Consider the following 10,755-nt stretch of genomic DNA (forward strand, 5'->3'; position numbering starts at 1 on the left):
ATAAGCGGTTTTTGATGGGAGAATTGCTGGGAATATCAATCGTTTTCTTCTTCAAGCGATGCGTGAAACATCCCGCTTCGTTTGGTAGCGATATAAAGTCTATCACCATTGATAACAACGGAGATGACACTGTGTGGCACCTCTGGCAAGATTTGTTCCCATCTACCTCGATTATCCAATTGATAGACACCCGCATTACCAGCCCCATAAATCGTCGTGTCAACGACAGCGATGCGATCTATAATAGTGCGGGTCCCGGTTTTATTAGTTATCACGCGCCAGTTATCGCCATCCGCTGATGTTAAAACACCTACGTCCGTAGCGACATAAACCGTTGAACCGGCAAAAACTATCTCGTTGAAATGCTCAAATCGAAGCGGCAGCGTTGCGGTCAGATCTTTCCATGTGTTCCCGCTATCAAGTGATCGGAACAGATGACCGTCGCGTTTGCCGACGTAGACGGTTTCGCCTGAAACAGCGAGAATGAAGGGGTCGGTGCCATCATTTTTGGCAGGCGCGTCGATGTCTACCAGTCCAGCGACGAACCATTCAGATTCGCCGCGCCTCCACCGCAGGAGCCGCCCCTGATACTCCGTATAGAATGCATCGCCGCTGACTGCAAACGCACGAGGAAACGATGTCTTCTGGCGAGTTGATTCTGGCAACGCATCCATTTTTTCAGGATTGTTCGCGGCGTTACCCGTTATATTTTCTTCGGCACCCCCCTGCCCTTCAGTTGCTGGCATTTCTATAGAGAGATTTTCGCTAAAAGTCGGGGTCCCTTGAACAAGCACCAGATCATTGCCACTTGCAGAGAGATGGAAAATGCAGGCGGTATCTTCGACACCTGGGATTGATGTGATGCCGTAAAGCACACCATCAGAAACTGTTAGCCTTGGAAGGAGCAGTAATCCCCGAGCGTTCATCAATTGTTTTTTCCATATCGATGTCAATTTATTAGGATCGAAGTGTAAGGTTTGCCACGACATTCCGCCGTCTGTAGATTTGGCGATATTCGTGCCGGTATTTCCGTAGAGGGCGTTTTTGAACGCGATGAGGTTAGATATTCTGGTCGCTATCATTCCTGTCATAAAAGGCTGCCACGATTCGCCAGCATCGGTTGAGCGATTAAGTCCGAACATTCCCGCCGTGAATACAGTGTTTTCGTCCACGCCGACAGCGGGGAATATACTCAAAAATATTGAATTCATAATTGCAATCGAGCTCGGCTTCTGATCGGCACCTGACCATGTTTTTCCACCATCCATGGATCGGAGATGGAAACCGACGTATCCGATGACTAAAAGCGTTTTTCCAGCAGTGAGGACTTTAACACCGGGTGCCAGCCTTATAAAAGGTGATTCGATTTTAGGTGTTATATCCGTCCACGAATTTCCTAAATCTGTTGACTGGAAGAGTTCCCATAAACCTGAATTGTTGTCATTCTTAAGTTGTTCGGTAAGTTGCTCGCTGAACACGGCTCTATCTTCAGCATTCTTGGATTGAAACAGATCCGGGCCTGTCCCGACATAAAGGTTATTTCCGGAAACTGCCAAAGAATGGATAGCATTCGTGGTATTCAGTGGCAATTTTTCTAAACCGTGTCTCGGCTTGATGCGGTAGAGTCCCTGATTTGTCCCGACAAACACTGTGTTTTCAAGCGTAGCCAAGGCAAAGATTTTTACCGCTGTAACTTCATCATTCAATAGGGTCCACTGCTTCCCTTTATCTTCAGATCGGAAGATTCCGTTATCCCTAAGTGCGAGGTAGAAGGCTTCATCGGTTATTGCTAATCCCATAGCGGCACCTTTTGGGCGTGTCCCAAGCGATGTCCACGTCTCTCCGCTATTGCTTGAACTAAACACTTCATCACCAGAGACAAGGTAGAGCGTGTCGTCTTTCTCAGCCATGGGTATCATGCCGTAGCCCCCAGAAGCGGTTGGAAGGTTAACAGCGGCTGCCGGACTAATGAACGTCCACGCAGGGGCATCGGGTGTCAATCTATAGATACCGAGGTGTGAAGCGGCATAGATATTGTTCTCTGAGCTGGCGAATAAGCCGAACACTGGCCCGAAACCCGGTGCATTTGCGTGTTTCCACTGCCGGTTCAGCGTCGGGGGCACTTCCTTCTCTACCTGCACGGTCGGAACCGGCACAACCGGCTTTGAAATTTGTACACCGGTGCCGTTGTTCCTACCCGGGGTATCGAAAAGTCCGGCTTGGTTTCGCACATCTGGTTCCGCCTGCGTATCAAGGACAATGGACGCATCAATGATTTCAACAGTGGTTTCCGATTGGGCGTTCAAGTTGTAAGGTTTCTGGAAACGCGCGAGGTATTGAGACCCGACACCGAGCATTAGCAATATGAAGACGGCAGCTGTGCCAAAAGCCGCCCACGGTAGCAGCGGTTTCCCAACCTGAGGCGGTGTCGGTTTAATGTCGGCAACTTGCTGCATAATACGCTCAATGAAATTGGCGGGCATCTGGACGCTTCCGAGCGTTTCGCTAATCAGGTGCTCTTCGGCTTGTAAACGCTCCCGTGCCCGGCGAAGCCGACTTTTTATGGTGTTCACCGATACCCCTAAGAAATTGCCAATCTCTTTCGTTGTCATTTCACCGAGATAGTGGAGTGTCACCACTGTGCGTTCACTCTCCGGCAGTGTTTCCAGAAGTTCTTTGACGATTTCGTAGCGATGTTCCACGGCTTCCGCCTCCCGTTGCTCCGATACGTAACGTTTATAAGAAGATCTCCCTACCTCTGCTACAGATGTGGCCTCCAGGGATTGCATCACAGGTTTGTTGCTTTGATGCCACCGCTTGCAAAGGTTATTGGCAATAACATAAAGCCATCCAGCAAACTGACTCGGATTCCTCAGCGTCGCGAGGTTCTTGTATGCTTGGAGAAAGGCATCTTGGGCAATCTCTTCAGCGATGTGAAAATCGCCAACCTTCCGCCACGCAAGCGCGTGAACGCTCTTTTGGTACTTTCGCACCAAAGCACTAAATGCCGCTTCATCACCCGACAAAATTCTGTGAATCAGTTGAACATCGTTTTCCACCATCAGCATTCTCCCTGATTAAAGCATAAACGTGATTGTGTTTACATTCAAAATGTTAATGATACAATTTTAAGGCGGAAAGGGTGCATGATTTGAAAAAAATTTGATACCGGAGAATTTGGGAAGATGCTGCCAAGATAAGTCGGACAGGATAGGATCTTTCGGAAGTGTTTTTTAAATGTAAGTAGGACTCACCTAATTTTTCCATGAGTCCTACGTATTCGGTACGGGTGTTTGTGGAAGTCCTATGTAGGCATAAGAACGGCTATTTTTTCACTTTCCCCCACTGCGTTGATAATAAGTGTGGTTGGGGCGAAACTGGGAAGAAAGTCTCTGGGACCCACACAGGAGCGGTCGACAATCTGCGTGTTGCCTCAAGCGGTTGTTCTGCGTCTTCACCGTCAGTATTTATGACACTGATGACATTGTTTCGAAAAGCCTCATTGATTGGAATTGCTTGACCATGATTCAATACTGGCGGAACTACGAAAAGATAGGCAATCCATTCGCCATCGGGCGACCACGCTGGATCCCTCACCGTCGCATTTGGACCCACTCTGGTTAACGTGCGGCGGTTATTTCCATCGGCATCAATGATGTGGATATTCACGCCTTCACCGCCTATATTCCCAGCAGCAAAAGCAATATGCTTTCCATCAGGTGACCAAGTGCATCCGGATATGTTTAGATCTTCTAACAGTTGCTTTGATCTTGCCCCATTAGCGTTCATTACATAGAGGAAATGTCTTCCCGGAACGCCGCCTGGACGATGAGCTCCGCCTTGATAGGAATCATAGACGATCCACTGACTATCTGGTGACCAAGCGGGATTTTGGTTGTCTCCACGTTTTGTCAACCGCTTTAAGTTTGAACCGTCTACATCAATTCTGTAGATATCCAGATCACCGGCTCGGTTAGACACAAACGCAATCCATTTGCCATTGGGTGCCCACACAGGCGACAGGTCCCTCTCGGGATGATTTGTCAATTGGCGGGATGTCTTGCTTTCGACATCCATCACATAGATATCAACACTCCTATCGTCTTTGGATTGATAGGCAAAAAAACGTCTGTCTGGCGACCAAGTCGGTGAACGCTTATTTCTGTCATCGGTTATGAGTTCCCTGAGATTCTGTCCCGTGCTATCTACGAGATAGAGGTCAGGGCTTCGGATGTAGGAAGCAAAAGAGATTGTCCCGGTCCCATCTGCCTGGCTATTTCTAACAAGCAGGACATTACTTACCAGCAAGGTGACTCCTAACATCATATAAACAAAAGCGTGTTTCATTTTGACGAATTCCTCCTTGACTCATTTTCTTAACGTGAGTTTGAAAAAAGTTTAGCGTTTCCAATGATCAATTATCTTTAACGCAAGTTGCTACATTATTAAAGAGACAATTTTTAGGAGCAAAAGGTGCATAATTTGAAAAAAATCGGATAATCGCTATCATCTAATAGAATCAATATACTCCATAATACTGTATAACGCAATGCGTGTCTCATCTTAAGTATTCCGCTTTGTTCGGTTTCTTAAAAATGTACTAAACTCTGGATTATATTCTAAGGATTCTTGTATTGTCCAAACTCTACTAAAAACGTAAGCAATGAGAACCTATTCCTTTTTAATTTCTCCCCACTGCGTCGTTAGCAACTGTGGTTGCGGAGAAACTGGGAAGAAACCGTCCGGCACCCACACAGGACTGGACGACAATCCCCTTGTTGCCTTAAGCTGTTGGGCGTCGTTCTGGCCTTCAGGACTTATAACACAGATAACATTATCACCACTCCAAAAGTCAATGCCTCGGATTCCGTGACCAAGATCCACATCCAATACTGGCAAATTCTTGAAAAAATAGGCGATCCACTTGCCATCCGGCGACCACGACGGACTCCCTGCCCATGCGTTTGGACCCACTTCGGTTAAGGCACTGCGGTTGCGCCTATTGACATCAATGAGGCTGATATTTATGCCTTCCTTTTCTATATTCCCCGCAGCAAAAGCGATCTGTTTTCCATCGGGAGACCATGTACAACCGGACATATTTAGGCCTTCTGTCAGTTGTCTCGTCCTTCTGCCATCGGCGGTCATTACAGAGAGAAATTGCCTTCCACGAATCCCCGCATCACGATTTCCTTCTTGATAGGAATTATACGCGATCCACTGACTATCTGGCGACCACGCTGGATTTTGGTTATCCCCACGTTTTGTCAATCGCATCAGATTTGAGCCATCTACATCAATTTTGTAGATATGTAGATCCCCGGTTCGGTCAGATTCAAACGCAATCCATCTCCCATTCGGGGACCACGCAGGCGACAGGTCTCGGTCAGGGTGGTTGGTCAATTGACGGGATATTTTGTTTCTGACATCCATCACATAGATATCAGGATTCCCATCGTCGTTGGATTGATAGGCAAAAAAACGTCCATCCGGTGACCAAGTCGGTGAACCTTTATTTATGTGATCGGTCACAAGTCTCCGAAGATTCTGCCCTGTACTATCTACGAGATAGAGGTCAGGGCTCCGGGGGTTGGTGGAAAAAGAGAGTGTTCCGGTTCCAGCCGCTTGGACATTTCCAACCAATAGAATCAACATACCCCATAATACTGTATAACGCAATGCCTGTTTCATTTTGACGAATTCCTCCTTGACCCATTTTCTTAAAAAAGTCCTGTAGGTTGGGTTGAACGGTGTTGAAAAGGTATATGTCCGTGTGCTAATACCCTCAAATCCAACCTGCCGTTCTATACATCCAAAAACGCAGTGAAACCCAACTTGAGACCCGCAGGTGCCCGGAAACAGCAAAGGTGTTGGGTTTCTCTCGTTTTTCTGTTTGACGTGGCATCTATGATGCAATCTGAGTGTTGTGTTACTTTTCAGGGTTTTGGGAGTATCCGTTCAACCTATAGGAAACACCCCGATGCTGAACGTATCAGTAGTTACAGAATCTACTATAAACGTCGGTAGGACTCACCTAATTTTTCCATGAGTTTTACGTATTGCGTACTGGTGTTTGTGGAAGTCTTATGTAGGCATAAGAACGGCTATTTTTTCACTTTCCCCCACTGCGTCGTTAGCAACTTCGGTTGTGGTGAGACGGGCAGCGCGAATTCTGGATCGAACCAGTCTCCCAAAAGATGGAAACCCGGTTCAGTAAGCTGCACGGGTTGTCCGCCAGCTACGTCAACTTTGAAGATTCTCGATTTTGCGCCTGCGCTCAGTTTTTCATAAAGGAGTACATCGCCATGAGGTGACCAGGTCGGCCTGATTGCGGCGAGTCCTTCTTCAGCGACAATCTGTTGGAGGTCTGTCCCGTCTGGGTTAACAGTATAGACCGTTTCTGTCTCAACGAAGTCCTTGAGTGGTACGCGATGGAGCCAAGAAAACGCGAGTTTGTTGCTTATTGGGGACCATGCTATGCCTCCCATCCATGAGGGACGTGCTTCGGGCGGAAAAACAAATTTTTGTTTACCTGTCTGAAGGTTGTGCATCACAATCCGCATACGCCTTGGCCCGCCGACAATAATTGCTAACTTTGTTCCATCTGGTGACCAATCAGCACTTCCACCGAACGCCACGCGCTCCTCTTTTTTCGTATCCATTGATGCAATATAGACGTGCCGTTCTCCTTTTTCAAGGGAGATATAAGTAATCCGTTTCCCATCTGGCGACCACTTTCCACCGGATCTACCCTTTGATTTACCGAATACGCGCCTGACATTTGAACCGTCTGCGTCCATCAGATACAGGTCCCAGCTCCGCGGAAATCGGTCGCGGTCTGAGGCAAACAGGATTTGTTCACCCGTTGGAGACCATGCGGGGCGTATATCACTCGCTGGATGGTTCGTGAGGTTTACCCATTCTGTCCCGTCTATATTCATTAAATAGATGTCTCGATTCGCATCTCCAGAGGAGGTAAACACTATTTTTGGGGTGTCGGGTGCTTTTGCCCAGACATCACAAACGCTTGTGTATAATATGACCACACTTAGTATACATAAAACAGATAAACACTTATATCGCAGCATATACGCCTCCGAAAGAACTACTTCAGTTTTCCTTCTTCACTTCTCCCCATACCGTTGTTAGCAGCTGCGGTTGTGGTGAAACAGGCAACGCATACGCTGGATCAAACCAATCCGCATAAAAATTTCGACTGATGGCAGTCAGTTGTTTCGGCTTATCATTACCGAATATGTGTCTGAAGAGTTGTGTCTCCTCGAAATTTCCGAGAATAACTTTAACTTTTCGTTGATAAAGCAAGGCATTCCCTTGTGGGGACCACATTGGATTATCAGCACCGAAATCCTCTCTAACGACCACCTGTTTCAAACCTGTACCATCCGTATTAACGACATACACTGTTAGATCATCAAAGCCTTTAAAACGACACGCTTGGTTCTCAACGCACTCCACGCCAGCGAACGCAAGTTGTTTCCCATCCGGAGACCACTCGACATTGAGTATTACAAAGTGAAGTTCTGGAAGTAGCGGCTCCACCGTTCGCGTCTGTAAATTAACAATATGTGTTCTACTCGTCCGGACGATATTATCAAAGGCGATCTGTGTGCCATCCGGAGACCACGCAAGATTGACATAAAGCAGATCGTCTACAGTTGTCAACACCTCAACATCTTTCCCATCTTTTGTAGCAATATTTAGCGTCCGTTGAAGTCCGTTGTGTACATAGGCAACCCGTTTCCCATCTGGAGACCAGATAGGGGCGACACGGTGAGACTTTTCTTCAAATACACGCTTGATATCACTTCCATCGGGTTTCATTAGATATAGGTCGTGCTTGCCTTCTCGGTTTGACACAAAAAGGATGCGTTCACCTGTCGGTGACCAAGCAGGTTGAATATCATCTGCTGAGTGTTCGGTAAGGTTGATTTTGTTTTGTCCGTTAGTATCCATAATATAGACTTCACGATTGCCATTTCGTAAGGTGGTAAACACAATTTTGGCGGTCTCAGGTGCTTTTGCCCAGACATCGCAAACGCTTACCACACTTAGTATACATAAAACAGATAAACACTTATATCGCAGCATAGACACCTCCGAAAGAACTACTTCAGTTTCCCTTCTTCATTTCTCCCCATACCGTTGTTAGCAACTGTGGTTGTGGTGAAACGGGTAACACATACGCCGGATCAAACCAATCGCCGCCATAATTCCAATGAATATGCGTTAGTTGCACTGGCTCCCCTCCAGCCAAAGCGATTTTGAAGATTTGGGAACGATTGTTTTCAAGACGCTGGGAATAAAGCAGCATGTCCCCACTTGGGGACCACGCCGGCTCGTTTGCTCTCGGACCGGCTTCATCAACAATTTGCTCAATGCCTGTCCCATCACGATTCACAATATAGATTGTCTGACGCTCAACAAAACCGATAAATGGAAAGTGATTTAGCCAAGCAAAAGCAAGTTTAGCCCCGGAAGGCGACCATGCTGGATACCACATCCACTGGATCGCATCGTCAGGAAGCAGCGATTTTTGCCGCCGTGTGCGAAGATTGAAAAGCCAAATTCGGGTGTGCCCAGCCAGTCCGGTAAAAAACGCTATTTCGGTGCCATCGGGCGACCATGCGGGGTACCGACCAAGGATTATTCGTTCTTCATTTGTACCGTCTATGTTAGCAATATAGATCCAACGCTCATCAAATTCAACACGTTCGTAAGCGATCCTTTTTCCATCAGGCGACCATGTTGGGTGTTCTCTGTGTGCGACCTTTCTGAAAACCCGCCTGACGTTTGCGCCATCCGGATCCATGAGGTATAAGTCGTGAACGCGAATTCGATCTGAGGCGAACAGGATTTGCTCGCCTGTGGGTGACCAGACCGGGAAAAAATCATCGGAAGGGGCGTGCGTCAAGTTCACCTGTTCACTTCCATCTGGATTCATGAGGTAGATTTCAGTGTTGCCATCACGAAAAGAACTAAACACTATTTTCGCTGTGGCCGGTGCCTCGCTAAAGACAGAACAAATATTTCCATATAACAACATCAGGCTGATAATAAAAAAAAATCGTATGGACCTCATTACTATCTTCTTATTTTTTTCACTGCTCCGACTTGATTTGACCCCACGTCACTGTTAGTTTATCTTGGGGTTGGACCGACAAATTGCCGTGGTTTGGTACATCTTCGCCAGTAATCTTGAAATTGTCAAATCGAGCGGTATATCCCGCAAGGCCGAAACCGACACTACCAACATTAAGGTCCTCCTCCAAGAAAGCGAAGTTGTCAAAGAGACAAGTGAAAGATAGAACATCCTCTCCATTAACCGAGAGTGTAAACCGTTCTTGGTCAACACGCAGTTTTAAATGACTCCACTCCCTTGTTTTCAGAAAAGAGCGTGGTAAAACCGTTGTGCAATTCATACTTGCCCCCTCTTTCAAAATCTCTTCTTGGACCTCCTCTCTCGCGAGTCTGTTGAACACTTCATTTAATTCGGCAAGTTCCATCTTAAAAAATTTATCTATTCTGGCAAAGAAAAGCGGGAGTCCTATTATCTGTCCCATAGGCAAATTTAAAACAACACCCGAAACTATCGGTGAAGGTGTGTTCCAGAAGATATTCCCGATCGCAAAAATGACAGCGTATGTCTGATTAACTCTGGCGGCAATTACAATGTGCCCGCGTCCGTGTCTGACAAGCGGCATGACATCTAATTCCACCTCATAATCGTGCCACGCTGCACCTTCTATCACCAGCATTCGGATTGCGTTATCCTTACTTTCTGCTTGCAGCACACCATTGATACCCCGCCATTCGCCAGCAGGTGCATTCCGTTCGGTAACTTCTTCCCAATCTTTTAAGTTAAAGTTATCAAATGTCTCAAGGAACGTCCCAGCGGAGACAGGCAATGTCTGGAATAGGAGAATACCTCCAATCATCAAAATAGCAAATCTCATTCTATCCTCCTTAGCAGTTTAAAATACAAGAGATACGTGGAAATTGCAATGAATTTCTTCGATATGCGGTATCTACCTTGTGGCATTTTCTGCTTGCTTGAGTGCTCCCCATAACGTTATCTGCTTCTCTGCACTTGCGGATACAGAGAGAAGCTGTTTTGGCACCCACTGCAGAGATTGTTTTGGCAATCCTTTTGTTGCCTCAATCGGTTTCCCGCCCGCACCGTCTATCGTATTGACAACACTGACGACCCCGTTAGTCCTAATTTGATTTATTATCCCTGCCCCTCCTGCTTGGATCGGACCCACGATATAGGCGATCCATTTTCCACTCGGCGACCACACAGGATCCCAAATGAATACCGGTTGGTTCGACCACGTGAGTTGGCGCCGGTTTTTTCCGTTTATATCAATGCCAAAAACCTCCCAGCCCCCATTCGCAGCAGATGAGATAAAAGCAATCTGTTTGCCATCAGGTGACCATGAACAGTCAGAGAAGCGCGTAGACACTGTGAGTTCTCTCAACTGTCTACCGCCAGCATCCATCACGTAAAGAGCACTTTCTGAAGCAAAGGCAATCGATTGGCTGTCTGGCGACCAAGCGGGGCGGCGGCAGCCTTCTCGGTTCGTGAGTTGCCTCACGTTTTCACCATTTGCATCCATTCTATAGATATTCGCGCTCCCGGTACGGTCCGAGACGAAAGCGATCCATTTCCCATTCGGAGACCACGCAGGGCCCAAGTCCTTGTTACCATCAAAAGTCAACTGGCGGTGTGTATTT

At 47.0% G+C, this 10,755-nt stretch carries 8 protein-coding genes; all 8 read right to left on the bottom strand.

All coding sequences use genetic code 11. The annotated features are described in order from the left end of the window. Positions 1-35 precede the first annotated feature (35 nt). Positions 36-3,062, bottom strand: coding sequence for a sigma-70 family RNA polymerase sigma factor (locus OXH00_20585; GenBank protein MCY3743417.1), 3,027 nt, complete (start codon positions 3,060-3,062; stop codon positions 36-38). 262 nt (positions 3,063-3,324) lie between these two features. Then, positions 3,325-4,347, bottom strand: a complete 1,023-nt coding sequence (locus tag OXH00_20590) for a hypothetical protein (GenBank protein MCY3743418.1) — start codon at positions 4,345-4,347, stop codon at positions 3,325-3,327. 324 nt (positions 4,348-4,671) lie between these two features. Beyond that, complete coding sequence (locus OXH00_20595; protein ID MCY3743419.1) at positions 4,672-5,691, bottom strand: hypothetical protein; 1,020 nt, start codon at positions 5,689-5,691, stop codon at positions 4,672-4,674. Positions 5,692-6,104: 413 nt separating this feature from the next. Then, on the bottom strand, positions 6,105-7,046 hold the full coding sequence (locus OXH00_20600; protein MCY3743420.1) for a hypothetical protein: 942 nt from the start codon (positions 7,044-7,046) through the stop codon (positions 6,105-6,107). Positions 7,047-7,110: 64 nt separating this feature from the next. Further along, positions 7,111-8,109 carry a hypothetical protein gene (locus OXH00_20605; GenBank protein ID MCY3743421.1) on the bottom strand — a complete coding sequence of 333 codons (999 nt, stop codon included), beginning with the start codon at positions 8,107-8,109 and terminating at the stop codon, positions 7,111-7,113. Between the two features lie 22 nt (positions 8,110-8,131). Next, positions 8,132-9,100, bottom strand: coding sequence for a hypothetical protein (locus OXH00_20610; protein ID MCY3743422.1), 969 nt, complete (start codon positions 9,098-9,100; stop codon positions 8,132-8,134). 19 nt (positions 9,101-9,119) lie between these two features. Then, positions 9,120-9,974: a DUF1080 domain-containing protein gene (locus OXH00_20615; GenBank protein ID MCY3743423.1), complete on the bottom strand. Its 855-nt coding sequence runs from the start codon at positions 9,972-9,974 to the stop codon at positions 9,120-9,122. Positions 9,975-10,046: 72 nt separating this feature from the next. Further along, positions 10,047-10,755: hypothetical protein (locus tag OXH00_20620; GenBank protein MCY3743424.1), on the bottom strand; the 709-nt coding region annotated here is incomplete at its 5' end.

The sequence above is a fragment of the Candidatus Poribacteria bacterium genome, assembly GCA_026706025.1.
GTDB lineage: Bacteria > Poribacteria > WGA-4E > WGA-4E > WGA-3G > WGA-3G.

Coding starts and splice junctions, on each gene's coding strand:
- OXH00_20605 (MCY3743421.1), bottom strand. CDS start 8,109: ATGCTGCGATATAAGTGTTTATCTGTTTTATGTATACTAAGTGTGGTA.
- OXH00_20610 (MCY3743422.1), bottom strand. CDS start 9,100: ATGAGGTCCATACGATTTTTTTTTATTATCAGCCTGATGTTGTTATAT.
- OXH00_20595 (MCY3743419.1), bottom strand. CDS start 5,691: ATGAAACAGGCATTGCGTTATACAGTATTATGGGGTATGTTGATTCTA.
- OXH00_20590 (MCY3743418.1), bottom strand. CDS start 4,347: ATGAAACACGCTTTTGTTTATATGATGTTAGGAGTCACCTTGCTGGTA.
- OXH00_20585 (MCY3743417.1), bottom strand. CDS start 3,062: ATGGTGGAAAACGATGTTCAACTGATTCACAGAATTTTGTCGGGTGAT.
- OXH00_20615 (MCY3743423.1), bottom strand. CDS start 9,974: ATGAGATTTGCTATTTTGATGATTGGAGGTATTCTCCTATTCCAGACA.